General features: G+C 35.1%; 17 protein-coding genes. 16 read left to right on the forward strand and 1 reads right to left on the reverse strand.

Features of this window, described 5'->3' with window-relative positions:
* Window positions 1–10 precede the first annotated feature (10 nt).
* From AAFU52_RS22005 to AAFU52_RS22075, 15 genes are all read left to right on the forward strand, one after another.
* A complete protein-coding gene (locus AAFU52_RS22005; RefSeq protein ID WP_438423566.1) occupies window positions 11–2416 on the forward strand; it encodes a glycoside hydrolase family 31 protein in 2406 nt (801 codons plus the stop codon).
* 126 nt (window positions 2417–2542) lie between these two features.
* Window positions 2543–3364, forward strand: coding sequence for a M48 family metallopeptidase (locus AAFU52_RS22010; protein WP_024770200.1), 822 nt, complete (start codon window positions 2543–2545; stop codon window positions 3362–3364).
* Between the two features lie 227 nt (window positions 3365–3591).
* Window positions 3592–4911 (forward strand): MFS transporter, encoded by a 1320-nt coding sequence (locus AAFU52_RS22015; RefSeq protein WP_024770201.1) that lies wholly within the window; start codon window positions 3592–3594, stop codon window positions 4909–4911.
* Window positions 4912–5111: 200 nt separating this feature from the next.
* Window positions 5112–5591 (forward strand): lipocalin family protein, encoded by a 480-nt coding sequence (locus AAFU52_RS22020; protein ID WP_024770202.1) that lies wholly within the window; start codon window positions 5112–5114, stop codon window positions 5589–5591.
* A gap of 16 nt (window positions 5592–5607) precedes the next feature.
* A complete protein-coding gene (locus AAFU52_RS22025) occupies window positions 5608–6300 on the forward strand; it encodes an OmpA family protein (protein ID WP_438423567.1) in 693 nt (230 codons plus the stop codon).
* Between the two features lie 80 nt (window positions 6301–6380).
* Window positions 6381–7511: an NAD(P)/FAD-dependent oxidoreductase gene (locus AAFU52_RS22030; RefSeq protein WP_438423568.1), complete on the forward strand. Its 1131-nt coding sequence runs from the start codon at window positions 6381–6383 to the stop codon at window positions 7509–7511.
* Window positions 7505–8224, forward strand: a complete 720-nt coding sequence (locus AAFU52_RS22035; RefSeq protein WP_438423569.1) for a methyltransferase domain-containing protein — start codon at window positions 7505–7507, stop codon at window positions 8222–8224. Before AAFU52_RS22030 ends, AAFU52_RS22035 begins: the two co-directional genes overlap by 7 nt.
* A gap of 20 nt (window positions 8225–8244) precedes the next feature.
* The gene (locus tag AAFU52_RS22040; protein WP_024770206.1) at window positions 8245–9297 is read left to right on the forward strand and encodes a type III polyketide synthase; all 1053 of its coding nucleotides are present in this window, start codon (window positions 8245–8247) and stop codon (window positions 9295–9297) included.
* A gap of 51 nt (window positions 9298–9348) precedes the next feature.
* The gene (locus AAFU52_RS22045; RefSeq protein ID WP_438423570.1) at window positions 9349–10140 is read left to right on the forward strand and encodes an SDR family oxidoreductase; all 792 of its coding nucleotides are present in this window, start codon (window positions 9349–9351) and stop codon (window positions 10138–10140) included.
* A gap of 10 nt (window positions 10141–10150) precedes the next feature.
* A complete protein-coding gene (locus AAFU52_RS22050; RefSeq protein ID WP_438423571.1) occupies window positions 10151–10630 on the forward strand; it encodes a hypothetical protein in 480 nt (159 codons plus the stop codon).
* Between the two features lie 12 nt (window positions 10631–10642).
* Complete coding sequence (locus tag AAFU52_RS22055; RefSeq protein ID WP_438423572.1) at window positions 10643–11080, forward strand: 3-hydroxyacyl-ACP dehydratase FabZ family protein; 438 nt, start codon at window positions 10643–10645, stop codon at window positions 11078–11080.
* A gap of 9 nt (window positions 11081–11089) precedes the next feature.
* Window positions 11090–11989 (forward strand): alpha/beta hydrolase, encoded by a 900-nt coding sequence (locus tag AAFU52_RS22060; protein ID WP_438423573.1) that lies wholly within the window; start codon window positions 11090–11092, stop codon window positions 11987–11989.
* Entirely contained in the window at window positions 11979–13256 is a 1278-nt protein-coding gene (locus AAFU52_RS22065; protein ID WP_438423574.1) for a beta-ketoacyl-[acyl-carrier-protein] synthase family protein, read from the forward strand. The genes AAFU52_RS22060 and AAFU52_RS22065 overlap by 11 nt, the downstream gene beginning before the upstream one ends.
* A 41-nt stretch (window positions 13257–13297) precedes the next feature.
* Window positions 13298–13552, forward strand: coding sequence for an acyl carrier protein (locus AAFU52_RS22070; RefSeq protein WP_024770212.1), 255 nt, complete (start codon window positions 13298–13300; stop codon window positions 13550–13552).
* Entirely contained in the window at window positions 13549–14091 is a 543-nt protein-coding gene (locus AAFU52_RS22075; RefSeq protein WP_438423575.1) for a 4'-phosphopantetheinyl transferase family protein, read from the forward strand. Before AAFU52_RS22070 ends, AAFU52_RS22075 begins: the two co-directional genes overlap by 4 nt.
* Before the next feature lie 28 nt (window positions 14092–14119).
* On the opposite strand, the gene AAFU52_RS22080 is transcribed toward AAFU52_RS22075, so the two are convergent.
* Window positions 14120–14707, reverse strand: coding sequence for a YceI family protein (locus AAFU52_RS22080; RefSeq protein ID WP_438423576.1), 588 nt, complete (start codon window positions 14705–14707; stop codon window positions 14120–14122).
* A 256-nt stretch (window positions 14708–14963) separates the two neighbouring features.
* On the opposite strand from AAFU52_RS22080, the gene AAFU52_RS22085 reads away from it, so the two are divergent.
* Window positions 14964–16058 (forward strand): trypsin-like serine peptidase, encoded by a 1095-nt coding sequence (locus tag AAFU52_RS22085; protein ID WP_024770215.1) that lies wholly within the window; start codon window positions 14964–14966, stop codon window positions 16056–16058.
* The last annotated feature ends 43 nt before the right edge of the window (window positions 16059–16101 follow it).

The following is a 16101-nucleotide window of genomic DNA, read 5'->3' on the forward strand; positions in this document are numbered from 1 at the left end:
AAAGAAAAATATGATTACTAATACAGAACTAGAGCAAAAAGGGAATTTGTTTCCTGGTAAGATCATTTCCTTTTCGCAACATGTAGATACATTAAATTTCACCACAGAAAATGGAGTAATTTTACAAGTTACTATTCTAAGAGGAAGTGTAATTCGTTTTCGATATGCTACCGATAATAATTTTGAAAAAGACTTCTCTTATGCTATAAGTGAAACCGGTGCCAGGGGGTATAGTATGCTGAAAGTCGATGAGACGGATATAGAATACACTATTACTACTTCAAAAATTAGCATTTGTATTGCTAAAGCAAATATACATGTAACTATTTATGATAGTGAAGGCAATATTATCTGTAAAGATGATTGGGGTTTTCATTGGGAGCAAAGCTATGAGTATGGAGGAAATATTGTAAAGATGAGTAAGTCTGCACCTCAGGGGGAGTGTTATTATGGCCTTGGAGATAAACCCATGCACCTTAATCTAAAAGGGAAACGTTTAGAAAACTGGGCAACCGACCAATATGCTTTTGGCAAAGACCAAGATCCATTATATAAAAGTGTTCCTTTTTATATTGGGATGTATGAAGAAAGAGCCTATGGGATATTTTTTGATAATACATTCAAGACCTTTTTTGATTTTTGTCATGAGCGACGTAATGTAACTAGTTTTTGGGCACAAGGAGGAGAAATGAATTATTATTTCTTCTATGGCCCCAATATGCAAGATGTAGTTACACGATATACAGATTTAACCGGTAAGCCAGAATTACCACCGTTATGGGCGTTAGGATATCATCAATGTAAATGGAGTTATTATCCCGAGAAAAAAGTAAAAGAAGTAACTCATAAATTCAGAGAGCTCAGGATCCCTTGTGATGCCATATATCTTGATATCGATTACATGGATGGTTTCAGGTGTTTTACCTGGAATAAAGAATATTTCCCAGATCCAAAACGTATGGTAGCCGAACTGGCAGAAGATGGATTTAAAACAGTAGTCATCATTGATCCCGGAATCAAAATTGACGACGAATATTCTGTATATCAGGAGGCGATGAAAAATGATTATTTCTGTAAAAGAGCCGACGGCCCTTATATGAGAGGAAAAGTATGGCCTGGAGAATGTTTCTTTCCAGATTTTACAAATCCCAAGGTTAGAGAGTGGTGGGCTGGGTTATTTAAAGAAATTATTGATGAGATAGGGGTAAAAGGAGTGTGGAATGATATGAATGAGCCTGCTGTAATGGAAGTCCCTGATAAAACATTTCCAGATGATGTACGTCATAGTTATGATGGTAATTATTGTAGTCATAGAAAAGCACATAATATATATGGCACTCAAATGGCTAGAGCGACCTATGAGGGTGTAAAACGATTTGCATATCCTAAGCGACCATTTATCATCACACGATCTGCATATTCTGGAGCGCAGCGTTATACTTCTTCATGGACAGGAGATAATGTGGCTACCTGGGAACATCTTTGGATAGCCAATATCCAGGCACAGCGTATGAGTATGAGCGGCATGTCTTTTACCGGTAGTGATATTGGTGGTTTTGCAGAACATCCTACAGGAGAGTTATATGCCAGATGGATTCAACTAGGAGTATTTCATCCCTTCTGTCGTACACATTCTTCGGGAGATCACGGTAATCAAGAACCATGGACCTTTGGAGAAGAAGTTATAGATGTAACCAGAAAATATGTAGAATTACGCTACCAACTATTACCATATTTGTATACCATGTTCTGGGAATATGCCGAAGCGGGAATTCCCATGCTAAAATCCCTGGTGTTATATGATCAATTAGATCTACAAACACATTATAGAACCGATGAATTTATATTTGGAAACCAAATTCTCGTATGTCCAATACAAGAACCTAATGCCAAAGGTAGAAGAATGTATATCCCAAACGGAAATTGGTATAACTACTGGACCAGAAGTTATGTGAAAGGAGGGAGAGAAAAATGGGTAGACGCCGATCTGGATATCATTCCTTTATTTATTAAAGAAGGAGCAATTATTCCTAAATATCCAGTTCAACAGTATGTTGGAGAAAAGAAGATAGAAGAATTAAAACTAGAGGCATATTATAAATTAGGAAATAAAGAAGTATCTAAAGTTTATGAGGATGCTCAGGATGGTTATGACTATGCCAAAGGAAGATATAGTCTTAGAAGTTTTTCCTTTACGGGGAAAGAAAATGAAGTTATTATTCAGCAACATAAAGACGGTAGTTATATCACCGAATATGAAACTATGCAAATAGAATTAATAGGGCTTCCGTTTAAAATAAATGAAATTGAAATCGATAATGTTGTGGTCTCATTTGAAAGTGTACATTTTGATACCGAAAATAATGTGCTAATTGTCCCTAAAAGTTTTACAGAACTTCATATTATAGCTAAGTAATTACCTTTTATCGAGCAATAAAGCATTATATAGATTTTTTGAAATAAATATTAACCGTTGTTTTTTGAAGGTAGCCTGTTATTTTCGTAATTTTAACAAAATGAAACTTCAAGATAATATTAATATATGAACACACGAAAATCTATAGTCCTATTAGGAACTGTTTTATTATTCATGTCCTGTGCGACAAACCCATTTACTGGTAAACAAACATTGGCATTAGTGCCTAATTCTCAGATATTACCAATGGCTTTTCAGCAGTATAACCAGTTCTTAGGAGAAAATAAGGTAGTAAAAGGAACATCTGATGCAGTTATGGTTACCAGAGTTGGTCAAAAAATAGCTAAAGCATCCGAACGTTGGCTAAATGCTAATGGTTACCAGGGATATCTAAAAGATTATAAATGGGAATATAATCTGGTAGATGATAAAAATGTTAATGCCTGGTGTATGCCTGGAGGTAAAATAGTAGTGTATACAGGGATTTTACCAATAGCAAAAAGTGAAACAGGAATGGCTGCAATAATGGGTCATGAAGTAGCTCATGCATTGGCAAACCATGGTCAGCAACGAATGAGTGCTGGTCAAATCCAACAAGTAGCAGGAGCAGCAACTGCAATTGCAGTTAGCGGAAAAGATCAAAAAACACAACAGATTGTTGGTACTGCATTTGGTTTAGGAAGTCAATTTGGAGTCATGCTGCCTTTTAGCAGAAGCCATGAAACCGAAGCAGACCGTATAGGATTGCAATTAATGGCAATTGCCGGTTACAATCCTGATGAAGCAGCAGAGTTATGGAAACGTATGAAAGCTAATAGTGGAGGACAAGCACCACCAGAATTTATGAGTACCCACCCATCAAGTGATACACGTATTGCTAATCTTACAGCGTGGGCCCCTGCAGCAAAGGCTGAGGCCAAAAAATTTGGGGTAACCTCTTTTAAATAATTGTAAAGTTTATAATCTTAAAAAGATTATACTTACTTTAGAAGCTGTTCTGAGCAAATTCAGAACAGCTTTTTTTTTACGTAAATTGTATATTCGATGCTTCTCGATAGCGCTGCGGTACTTGTCAAAGTACTGTTTTTCTATGAATGGCTACTCGCGAAGTGATCGTATCAATAGATATAAACGTATTCATCATCTGATGGATATATTTTAATTTTATAAGCATAATGAGTAAACTACTACCAAAGGGGCATAAGAAATTATTAAATGCCTGGGCATTCTACGATTGGGCAAATTCTGTATATAATTTAACGATTTCTTCAGCCGTTTTTCCGATTTTTTGGGGAGCACTAACCATAGTTAGAAATGATCAGGGAGATATTGTTAATGATACAGTGCATTTCTTAGGCTATGATTTTAATAATGATTCTTTAATAAGTTATGTTACCGCTTTAGCATTTCTAACGGTATCAATAATTAGCCCTTTACTTTCAGGAATAGCTGATTATGTAGGTAATAAGAAAAACTTCCTTAAATTCTTTTGTTATTTAGGAGCTATTTCTTGTATTGGACTTTATTGGTTTAATCTCGAACACCTTTGGTTTGGATTATTATGTTACTTTTTGGCTTTAATTGGTTTTTGGGCCAGTTTAGTATTTTATAACTCGTATTTACCAGATATCGCATTTCCAGAACAACAAGATGCTATTAGTGCCAAGGGGTATTCTCTTGGATATATCGGAAGTGTGATTTTATTGATCATTAATCTTGTCATGATTTTAAAATATGACTGGTTTGGTTTTGAAAGTGAAGGAGTGCCAACCAGATTATCTTTTATTATGGTAGGAGTTTGGTGGATTGCATTTAGCCAGTACACCTATTATTATCTACCAAAAGGGAATAAGAAAGATGTACTAACCAAAGCTGTCGTTTTTAATGGTTTTAAAGAGTTGAAAATGATATGGAAAGCACTTCAGAACGACATAAAACTTCGTAGGTATCTAAGTGCGTTTTTTGTATATAGTATGGCTGTACAGACCATTATGCTTATTGCTACGTATTTCGGTATCGAAGAATTGGACTGGGGAGAACAAAATCCTACTACCGGGTTAATCATAAGTATCCTGTTAATTCAGCTTGTGGCTGTACTAGGAGCATATCTTACTTCTAAAGCTTCTTCAAAATTCGGAAACATACAAACATTGATCGTGATTAATTTTATCTGGATCGGTATTTGTGTATATGCCTATACAATTACTACACCATCAGAGTTTTATGTTACCGCTGCAATTGTAGGTTTGGTTATGGGGGGTATACAAGCATTATCTAGATCTACATATTCAAAATTATTACCAGAAGACGCTATTGATACAGCCTCATACTTTAGTTTTTATGATGTATCCGAAAAAATAGGTATAGTAATCGGGATGTTCTCTTACGGGATTATCGCTCAGGTAACAGGGAGTGTACGATATTCGATTCTTTTTCTTATCCTTTTCTTTGTTGTGGGTCTTGTCTTATTATTTAGAGTACCGAGAACAGAATGATAGCACAATAAAATCTTGTAAGGTTTTTATAATAGTAAAAAAATGGATAAAAGCAAGGAAGAATCTTTTGTCCTTTTTTTGTGTATTTTATCTAGTTTTTAAGATTACTTAGCCAATGATAATTAAAAATCCTTTTGAAATATAATAATATTGTAAACGTTATCGTTATTAGCTATTTTTATATAATAAAACTCACGACAATGAAAAAACTTATGTTAGCGTTAGTAGTTGTACTACTAGCTTCCTGTAATACTACTCAACAAACCGTTATTGCAGCAAAAAAGACTCTGAAAGGAGAGTGGTCTCTTGATAAAATCTCTTATGACCGTCAAGGAATATTTGAAGTAAATCTGTATAATGATGCCTCTGCTGAATGCTTTACTGGAAGTGTATGGAAATTTATCCCAAATAATAATACAGGAAAGTACGAAGTAAATCAAAGTAGTTGTGTTTCTACAGGTGCAAGAAACTTTAGATTTACAATTCCTAAGCCAGAAGGTAATGGAGAGTATTACTTTATGTTTAAACCAATAAACGAAAAGAAAAAAAGCACAAATAATAATGCTGGTTACAGAATGCTATTAGATCACCTTGATGATGCTACAATGACATGGAAAATGACTGTAAGCCTAGAAGGGAAGCCTTTTGTAATCACTATGAATTTTAATAAATTACAATAACTCAAATCTATAAATGATGAAGACAAATCTTAAAAAAATAGTGGTTGCCGTAATGGCTGTTACAATTTTAACAAGTTGTGAGGCCGTTAAAAACTCAAATAACACACAAAAAGGAGCTGTAATTGGTACTGCAGCTGGAGCTGTAATAGGAGGAATTATAGGAAATAATGTAAAAAACAAGAACTCTGCCCTTGGCGCCGTAATTGGTGGTGTTGTAGGAGGTGTTGCTGGTGGTGTTATCGGTAAGCAAATGGATAAACAAGCTCAGAAGATTGAGTCAGAAATACCAGGAGCCGAAGTAACAAGAGTAGGAGAAGGTATTGATGTAGTATTTGATGAGAATAGTGGAGTATATTTTGCTACCAATAAATCTGATATCAATTCAAAATCAAAAACAAATCTTAAGAAACTAGCAGGTATTTTTAAAGAATATCCAGATACTAATATTATTGTAGAAGGACATACTGATAGTACAGGTGATGATAGTTATAATATGTCATTATCTCAAAAAAGAGCAAATGCTGTTACAAATTATCTGGTATCTCAAGGGATAAGCAGAAGTCGTCTAACGACTTATGCTCACGGAGAGACACTTCCAAAGTATGATAATGCAACTCCGGCAGGAAGAGCTAAAAACAGAAGAGTTGAGCTTGGTATTGTTGCTAATGATAAGATGAAAGAAGATGCACAAAAGCAAGTAAAACAATAAACTTTTGTAATAAAACATTTAAAATCCCGACTATACAGTCGGGATTTTTTTATGCTTAATTTTTAATGTATCTTCAATACTTGGACACGTATTCACACATAATAATCATTGGCGGAGGGCTTGCCGGATTAACCAATGCTATTCACTTGGCTAAGGCAGGTGTTCCTGTTACACTTATCGAAATGAATACGTACCCAAAACACAAAGTATGTGGTGAATATATATCTAACGAAGTGTTACCATATTTTGATTTTTTGGATATAGACATTGATGCTTTACAACCTACCAGGATTTCAAAATTTAATATAACTACACAAAAAGGAAAACGCATACAAAGCACATTACCTTTGGGTGGTTTTGGAGTTAGCAGATATGTTCTAGACCACTATCTTTGGAAAAAAGCAGCAGTAGCAGGAGTGCAATTACTATGTGATCAGGTAACAGATGTGCACTATCATAATAATAGTTTTCGGATTAAAACGGCTGGTAATCGAGTATTAACCAGTGATTATGTTATTGGTGCTTATGGAAAACGAACTCAACTTGATAAAACACTGCAACGAAGTTTTAGTTATCGAAAATCCCCTTGGCTAGCCGTTAAGGCACATTACAAGACCGACTTTGATTCGAATACGGTCTCACTGCATAATTTTGAAGGAGGATACTGCGGTCTTTCTATGGTAGAGAATAATGTTGTAAATGCTTGTTATCTGGCTACCTATGATAGTTTTAAAAAATATAAAGATTTAGGTATCTTTCAAAAGGAAGTCCTGTGCAAAAATCCGCATTTAAATACATTTTTTAAAAGCGCAGAATCATTGTTTAGTACACCAATTACTATAAGTCAGATAAATTTTGATAAGAAAAAACCTGTTGAAGATCACGTCTTTATGACTGGAGATGCAGCTGGCTTAATTCACCCTCTTTGCGGTAATGGTATGGCAATGGCAATACAAAGTGCCCAGATACTTAGTGAGTTGCTAATAAAAAATTATGATCAAGGTTTGATCACCCCAAGAAAAGTAATAGAAATAGACTACACCAAGCAATGGAATAAAGCATTTTCTAAAAGATTATATGCTGGTAGAGCGTTACAAAAAATCTTATTAAATGGCAGGCTACAAGAGCTTTCTTACACAATAGCTAATACAATACCGGCTATTGTACCTAAAATTATAAAACAAACCCACGGAGAGCCCTTGATATGCTAGCAAATTTACAATATAGGAGTAATGAGGTAGAACTCATGGATAACCCAGAGGTTGAAGAAAAGGCTTTGCAACGAGCATTATCTGATATTTCGAGAGTAAATAAATGGCTGGGAGGTAATGCAATTACTATTAAAGCTGTGCACACATTGGTTAGAAATCAGAATCCATCACAAGAGATTACAATTCTTGATTTAGGTTGTGGTGATGGTGAAATGCTAAGAGCTATTTCTGATTCATTTAAAAAAGAAAAAAAGAATATAAAATTAATTGGTATTGATCTGAATAATAGGTGTTTAGATTATGCTATTAAATCAAGCACTTCATATCCTGAAATATCATTTTTCAACAAAGATATTTTAGAAATTGAGGGGGCAGAATTTTCTTGTGACATCATTATTTGCACATTAACATTGCATCATCTTAGAGACGAGGAAATCAAAAAAGTTATGAAAAAAGCAGTTGACCTGGCAACAACTGCAGTAGTAATTAATGACCTTCATCGTAGTAGACTGGCATACTATCTTTTTAAAGTATTCAGTTTCTTTTTTATTAAAGGATATGTTGCAAAAAATGATGGATTGGTTTCTATAAAAAGAGGATTCAAAAAACAAGAGTTATTATATTTTGCCAAAGTACTTCATCTACAAGATTACAAAGTGGATTGGAAATGGGCTTTTCGGTATCGGTGGATTATAAAAATCACAAGTGAGTAAAATTAAAAAAGTAAGATAATTTGAGTGTAAAAATAACTACTGTAACCAAGCAACTCCCGCAGTATATGCGAGAGACAAAAGAGATATTACCCTTTGTTTCTCAATGGTTATCGGGTGAGAATGATCGTTTCAAACGTAAAGTGATTAAGATCTTTGAAAATGCTGCAGTAGATCGACGTTATGGGATCATGAGTATCGAAGAAGTGTTTTCGGCTACTTCTTTTGAGGAGAAAAACGATATCTATATCCGAGAAGTAAAGAAATTAGGAACCTCTGTCTTAAAAAAAGCATTAGAAAAAGTGGATTGGAATCCTAAATCTCTGGATTACATCATCACTGTAAGTTGCACGGGTATTATGATCCCTTCAATTGATGCATTTATTATTAATGATCTTAATCTCAAACAAGATATTGTGAGATTACCTGTTACAGAAATGGGATGTGCAGCAGGTGTTTCGGGAATTATTTATGCAAGAAACTTTCTACAGGCCAATCCAGGAAAGAGAGCAGCCGTAATTGCTATAGAGTCACCTACAGCTACATTTCAGCTGGATGACCATAGTATGACTAATATGGTAAGTGCTGCTATTTTTGGTGATGGAGCGGCGTGTACATTATTATCATCTGAAGAAGATGCTATAGGTCCAAAAATTATAGGAGACGAAATGTATCATTTTTATGATGCAACAACAATGATGGGTTTTAAACTAACTAACGGAGGCTTGCAAATGATATTAGATCCTAAAGTACCAGAGACCATTGCGGCTCATTTTCCTAATGTAATTCATCCTTTCCTTGCAAAATATAACAAGACCATTGAAGAGGTAGATCATCTTATTTTTCATCCCGGTGGAAAAAAGATAGTACAGACCGTAGAAGAGCTTTTTGGGCATTTGGGAAAGAATATCGAGGATACAAAAGCTGTTCTGATGGAATACGGTAATATGAGTAGCGCCACTGTGTTGTATGTATTAGAGCGGTTCATAGAGCAAAACCCGGCGCCAGGAGAAACAGGACTTATGCTTAGTTTTGGACCAGGATTTTCTGCGCAAAGAATATTGCTGGAATGGTAAAAAAGACTATTTTTCATTTCCGCGAAAGCGAAACTTTTTTAAACGAAACGTGTGAATAAAGATTTTATAGATAAAAATGAATGGGCACTCATCTTGGGTGGTAGTAGTGGTTTGGGCTTAGCCTCTGCCAAAAAACTAGCTTTACATGGGATGAATATTGTTATTGTGCATCGCAATCGCAAAAGTGAAATGAATCATATTGAAGCTGATTTTGAAACAATAAGAGAAACAGGAGTTGGTTTTCTTTCGTTTAATATAGATCTTTTGAAACCAGAAAAACGAATAGAAGCTATTACTGAAATAAAAGATACTATAGGTGAAGGACGAGTAAAAACAGTAGTGCATAGCGTTGCAAAAGGAAATCTAAAGCCTATGATAGATGCCGAGCATGTATTAAAGAATGATGATTTTCATTTAACAATTGATGCTATGGCAATTAGTCTTTATGATTGGGTTACATCGATTTTTAAAGCAGCATTGTTTGCAGAAGATACAAGAATTATTTCTTTTACCAGTGAAGGAAATACCAAGGCCTGGAAAAATTATGCAGCTGTATCTGCAGCCAAAGTAGCTCTCGAAGCGATTACCAGAAGTATAGCACTAGAGTTTGCTCCATATGGCATTAAAGCCAATTGTCTGCAACCTGGAGCAGTCGATACTCAATCTTTACGAATGATACCCGGTCATGAGCAGATTATAGCTCATAGCCAGCAGCGTAACCCGTTTAATCGAATTACGACACCAGAAGATGTGGCTAATGTGGTGTATTTGCTATGCAAGGAAGAAGCTTCATGGATTAATGGTTGTGTAATACCAGTGAATGGAGGAGAACATTTAAACTAAAACAAATAAAATGAAAAATATAGTAATTTTATGTTTGCCCCTGGTGCTCTACATAATGTCTTGCAAAGAGGATAACGGGACAATAGAGAGTGATATCAGTACTACTGGTGGTAAAGCAGAAATCAGTAGTGTTTCTGTTAACGGAGAAGAAAGTAAATATTCTTTTAGTGTTGGTATCAAGAGTCCGGATACAGGATGTAATCAATATGCAGATTGGTGGGAAGTTATTTCTGAAGATGGAGAATTGCTTTATAGAAGAATTTTAGGGCATAGCCATGTGAATGAACAACCTTTTGTACGATCAGGCGGGCCGGTTCCTATTAAAAAAGATCAAATAGTGTATGTGCGTGCACATATGAACACAAGTAAATACGGCAATAAAGTGTTTAAGGGTAGTGTAAGCGAAGGATTTACCGAAAGTACATTAGATAGTGAATTCGCTAATGATTTAGAAACAAAACAACCGCTTCCGGATGGATGCGCATTTTAAACTCGTTTAATTTTGGTTATAGAAGATATTATACAAGAACTACCTTATAGCAAACCATTTTTGTTTGTAGATAAAATTCTGGAAATTGATGATGATCATATCAAAGGAAACTATACGTTTCTAAAGGATGAATATTTCTACGCAGGACATTTTAAAGATAATCCTATTACGCCGGGAGTGATACTTACCGAATGTATGGCTCAAATTGGGATGGCATGTTTTGGGATTTATCTTTTAAAAGGGGAGTGGGACAAAGCTGATTTTGGAGTGGCAATGACCAATAGTGATATTAATTTTTATAAACCCGTTTATCCTGAAGAGAAAGTGACTGTAATTGCTAATAAAGAATATTTTAGATTTAATAAGTTAAAATGCAAAGTAGCAATGTATAATTCTAAGGATGTGTTAGTTGCTAAAGGTATTGTAGCGGGAGTGGCTTTTAGAAAATAAAATAAAGAGATGAGTATAGGGTATTCGTTAGTGAAATTAGTTCTTAAGCTGAAAGGAGAAAAGCAATCCTGGTCTAAGGATCCTATTGATTATCGCAAAAAAAGAAAACAAGACGTACACGCCCCAAATGCAAAGCTTTTGTTGGGTAGTACGTTTGAAACCAAAGAGATATGTGGTAGTAGAGTGACTAGTATTGTTCCAAGAGATGCCAATACAGATTTCTTATTGTTGTATTGTCATGGTGGGGCTTTTATTTATGGTCCGACTCGGGAAAACTGGATAGCAATCGCTAAAATTGCAAAACAAGCACATTCTCGTGCCTGGATGGTAGATTATCCAAAAGCGCCGGAAAACACTATTAAAACGACAACAGAAAGCGTGTATCAGGTATATCTGGAGGCAGCGAAAGCATACGATCCTTCTAAAATTATTTTAATAGGTGATTCTGTAGGAGGAAATTTGATTATGACTCTTATACAGCGATTGCTAAAAGAAGAGCATAAACTTCCCGATAGATTAATAGCGATTACACCTATGATGGATGCCAGCTTAACAAATCCAAAAATTAAAGAAATTGACTTGATAGATCCTATTCTTAGTGTGAAAGGAGTGAAATCTGCAAAGAAGATGTGTGCAGGTCAATCTTCATTAAAAGATCAATTGATTTCCCCTGTATATGGTGATTTTAATGATTTTCCACCAGTGCACCTGTTTACCGCTACGAATGACATATGTACTCCGGATCAAGAGGTGCTAGTGGATAAAATAAAAAAAGTTCATGGTAAAATAGAAATTATTAAAGGAGAAGGAATGCCTCATATATGGCCAATACTACCTATACTATCTGAAGCTAAAATTGCTATAAAGAAAATAGTATCGATTATTAACTCAGCTATGAATGATGAATAGAAGGCGTGTAGTTATAACAGGTTTAGGTGTAGTTGCTCCAAATGGAACGAACGTTTCAGTGTTTAAAAATCACGTTCGTAATGGAGTAAGTGGTATACAGTATATTGATGAATTAAATCATCTTAATTTTTCATGTCAAATAGCTGGTTTACCTATGTATAAAGAAGATTATTTAAACAACTACTTTAACTCTATTCAATTGCGTGGATTGAATGCTTCTGGTATGGAGTATGGAGTTATTGCTGGTATGGATGCTTGGAAAGATTCCAAGTTACCTATCAATGATTCTGAAACACCACTTTGGGATGCTGGTGTTATTTTTGGAACCGGAATATTAGGTGTAGATAAATTTCGAGAAGCCATTTATAAAGTAGATGAAGGTAAAGTAAGAAGGTTGGGTAGTACTACAGTTATTCAAACTATGGCCAGTGGTATTAGTGCTTTTTTAGGAGGTATGTTGGGGTCTGGAAATGTGGTTACCACTAATTCTTCGGCTTGTAGTACAGGTACCGAAGCTATTTTGATGGCTTATGATCGAATAAGCGATGGTAAAGCAGAAATCATTCTGGCTGGTAGTACAAATGATAGTGGGCCTTATGTATGGGGAGGTTTTGATGCTATGCGTATCCTTCCATATAAGTATAATGAAGATCCTACCAGTGCTTCGCGCCCAATGAGCGCTACAGCTAGTGGTTTTGTTCCCGGGAGTGGAGCAGGGGCTTTGGTTATCGAAAGCCTGGATAGTGCCCAAAAAAGAGGAGCTCCAATTTATGCAGAAATTTTAGGTGGACATGTAAATAGTGGTGGACAACGTAAAGGAGGAAGTATGACAGCTCCTAATAGCGAAGCAGTACAACATTGTATTCGTAAAGCGGTAACCAATGCAGAAATAGATCCGGGAGAAATCGATGCCATCAATGGTCATTTGACCGCCACAACGATGGATAGTGTCGAAATACAAAATTGGTGTATTGCCTTAGGGCGAAAGGGACAAGATTTTCCGTATATCAATTCGCTTAAGAGTATGGTAGGGCATTGCCTGGCGGCTTCTGGTAGTATAGAAAGTGTAGCAACTGTATTACAATTAAAAGAAGACTTCATCTTTGGGAATGTAAATTGTGAAGATTTACACCCCGAAATAGAAAATTTGGTATCCAGAGATCGAATTCCCACCAAAACATTTGACTATTCCCCTAAAATTATAGCAAAAGCTAGTTTTGGATTTGGAGATGTAAACGCTTGCGTTATCTTTAAGAAATACACATAAAGTAGTATTAAAATAAGTATTGAATCAACTCAAATTAGATTATGACAAAAGAAGAATTACTTTCTAAATTAAAAACAATCATTACTCCGTATGTGCAAAATGAAGAAGGGCTTAATACCCTTACCGAAAACACTGATTTTATAAAAGACCTGGAAATTAATTCTGCAAATCTGGTAGATGTAGTACTTGATGTTGAAGATGAATTCGATATTGAGATTGATAATGAGTCTATGGAGAAGATGTTAACTATTAAAGCTTCAATTGCTGTTATAGAAGATAAATTAGCTTCCAAATGATTGGTAATGATATTGTAGACCTTCAATTGGCTAATACACAGAGTAATTGGCAGAGAAGAGGGTGGCTTCAAAAAATATTTACAATTCAGGAACAGCAATATATTTTAGCTTCAGAAAAGATAGAATTACTGATCTGGAAATTTTGGAGCATGAAAGAGGCGGCATATAAAGCTCACCAAAGGCGATTTAACCTTCCTAGCAGGTACAACCCCCAAAGTTTTAGATGTAGACCAAAAGGAGAGGTCTATGTGGATAATTACAGTTATAAAACGGTTACTGAAACCCAAAATGAATATGTGTATACCATTGCTATGGGTTCTGATATAGATTATCGCTCTTCGGTATATGATAAACCAATGAATATACACTCAAAATTGAAAGAAACTATTACCAGAAAGCTTAATGTAGATGTTTCTCGGATTTGTTTAACTAAAGATAGTAACGGAATACCGATAGTAAATATCAACCAAACAGCAATGCAATTGCCAATGTCTATAACACATCACGGAAAATACTCGGCATTTGTCGTTTCAGTTTAACAATTAAACAAAAGCAGTGCTGCTTTCTTTATTGAAGTATCGGAAAATAAAACCGTATATCTAATTTATTCTTTTCGCGCTCATCGTGAATATTCACACTAAAATCACTAGAATAAATAGTTGTTTTACCCAATAATTTTTTATCATCAAGAGAGAATGTGATAATCACTTCTTTTTGTGTTCCTTTGATGGTAAGATTACCTATAACCTTATAAGTATTGGTATCAAAAGAAACAACATCAGTACTTGTAAAGCTTATTTTTGGATACTTTTTTCTATAGAAGAATTTTTCCCACATTAAGTGTCCATCACGTAAAAAATTATCAGTGTCTAGTGTATTAATAAGGGCAGTACCTTTAAAAGCCGAATTCTCCGGGTCTTTAGGGTTGAAATTAATCTTAAAATCTAATCCAGCAATCGTACCAGAAGTTTTATCCTCTATAAAATCAAAAGAAACTCTTGATTTTTCTTTGTCAAAAACGATACCTTGATAATCATTGATTAATGCATAATCAGAAGTCGGACTGGTCGGTAACTGTGTGACATTAGGAATGATATCTTGCCCAAATCCTTGTATATACACAATACTAATCAATATGTAGAGAAATATTCTCATAGGGGGATAATTATAATTTTACTAAGTTAGAAATAATCAAGAATCATTCCAAGGGTTTATTTACCCCAATAGTACACCATCATTTACCTATAAAACTAATAGTTATTCAACTTATTGATTTATAGCTATTTAACTCTTTTTGATTATTGTGATTGTTTATACTTTTGCTCTTGAATAAAATTGCAATTTAGAAGAAATAGAGGGCTAATGCAGAAGAAACTCTATAGTACAAACAAATTTTATAAAGACACAAATCATGAAGAAAAATGGAATATATGAAGATCAGATCACTGATGAGACAGCGGTTATCGAAGAATCTTTTGAAGGAACAGGTGACCTAATAGAAACCGACGAATTTGATGATACTCTGGGTGAAGAAACAGAAGAGTATGCTAATGATTACCTGGAGGTGAGTAGTGAAAGTAGTGGAGGAGATCAGGATTTTGAAGATCTGGAAACTCCTTTTGAAGGAAATGAAAGTGGTGCCACAGAAGGCTCTCAAACCGAAGACGGAACTCTGGAAAAGGTTTCAGGATATGATTATTCGGTGCTAGAAGAGCAGGAAAACGAAGAAGAGGATAATGATGAAAATGTATTGGATGCGTATTATGCAGAATTTGGAGATCCAACTGCTGCTATGCTAATGCGTAGTGAAAGTGGTAAAAAAATGATGCAGGAAGTAGTCATTGGTAAAGATGATCGTAAACAAATTAAAGGAACAACCAAGTATCCCTGGCGAGCCATCTGTTCATTAAGAATTAAAGCCAAAGATGGTACTAGTTGGATTGGTACTGGGTTTCTTATCGGTCCTCGTACAGTCATTACTGCTGGTCATGTGGTCTATATGCATAAGCATGGGGGCTGGGCCAAGAGTATCGAAGTAATACCAGGAAGAAATGGTGCCAAAAAACCATACGGGTCATGTAAATCTTCTCATTTCCATTCGGTTAAAGGATGGACCAAGAGTAAAAAACGAAGTCATGACTATGGAGCTATCATACTACCAAAAAACTGTAAGTATGGTAACAAAGTAGGGTATTTTGGATATGGAAATTATGGTTTCTTTGATTTATTAGGACTAAAAGTAAACCTTTCTGGGTATCCTGGTGATAAGCCTGCTGGTACACAATGGTGGCATGCCAGAAAAATTAAAACTGTTACATCAAGGACTCTCGTATATAATATTGATACAGCAGGGGGGCAAAGCGGATCTCCGGTATGGAGAATCAAGAATGGCAAACGTTATGTTGTAGGAATCCATACCAATGGATATTCATTGGGTAATTCTGCTACCCGAATTACAAAACCAGTATTTAAAAATCTTAAAAACTGGAAAAACAAATATAAATAGTAAGTAAAATAGAAAGAATGAGCATTTTATAAGAGAATGCTCA

It is taken from the genome of Aquimarina macrocephali, assembly GCF_051627225.1.
GTDB classification, from domain to species: Bacteria; Bacteroidota; Bacteroidia; order Flavobacteriales; family Flavobacteriaceae; genus Aquimarina; species Aquimarina macrocephali.

Bases quoted from the DNA above. Each gene is read 5' to 3' on its own strand.
- AAFU52_RS22065 (WP_438423574.1), top strand. From the start codon at position 11,979: ATGATGAATAGAAGGCGTGTAGTTATAACAGGTTTAGGTGTAGTTGCT.
- AAFU52_RS22020 (WP_024770202.1), top strand. From the start codon at position 5,112: ATGAAAAAACTTATGTTAGCGTTAGTAGTTGTACTACTAGCTTCCTGT.
- AAFU52_RS22015 (WP_024770201.1), top strand. From the start codon at position 3,592: ATGAGTAAACTACTACCAAAGGGGCATAAGAAATTATTAAATGCCTGG.
- AAFU52_RS22035 (WP_438423569.1), top strand. From the start codon at position 7,505: ATGCTAGCAAATTTACAATATAGGAGTAATGAGGTAGAACTCATGGAT.
- AAFU52_RS22050 (WP_438423571.1), top strand. From the start codon at position 10,151: ATGAAAAATATAGTAATTTTATGTTTGCCCCTGGTGCTCTACATAATG.
- AAFU52_RS22085 (WP_024770215.1), top strand. From the start codon at position 14,964: ATGAAGAAAAATGGAATATATGAAGATCAGATCACTGATGAGACAGCG.
- AAFU52_RS22005 (WP_438423566.1), top strand. From the start codon at position 11: ATGATTACTAATACAGAACTAGAGCAAAAAGGGAATTTGTTTCCTGGT.
- AAFU52_RS22010 (WP_024770200.1), top strand. From the start codon at position 2,543: ATGAACACACGAAAATCTATAGTCCTATTAGGAACTGTTTTATTATTC.
- AAFU52_RS22080 (WP_438423576.1), bottom strand. From the start codon at position 14,707: ATGAGAATATTTCTCTACATATTGATTAGTATTGTGTATATACAAGGA.
- AAFU52_RS22075 (WP_438423575.1), top strand. From the start codon at position 13,549: ATGATTGGTAATGATATTGTAGACCTTCAATTGGCTAATACACAGAGT.
- AAFU52_RS22025 (WP_438423567.1), top strand. From the start codon at position 5,608: ATGAAGACAAATCTTAAAAAAATAGTGGTTGCCGTAATGGCTGTTACA.
- AAFU52_RS22070 (WP_024770212.1), top strand. From the start codon at position 13,298: ATGACAAAAGAAGAATTACTTTCTAAATTAAAAACAATCATTACTCCG.
- AAFU52_RS22060 (WP_438423573.1), top strand. From the start codon at position 11,090: ATGAGTATAGGGTATTCGTTAGTGAAATTAGTTCTTAAGCTGAAAGGA.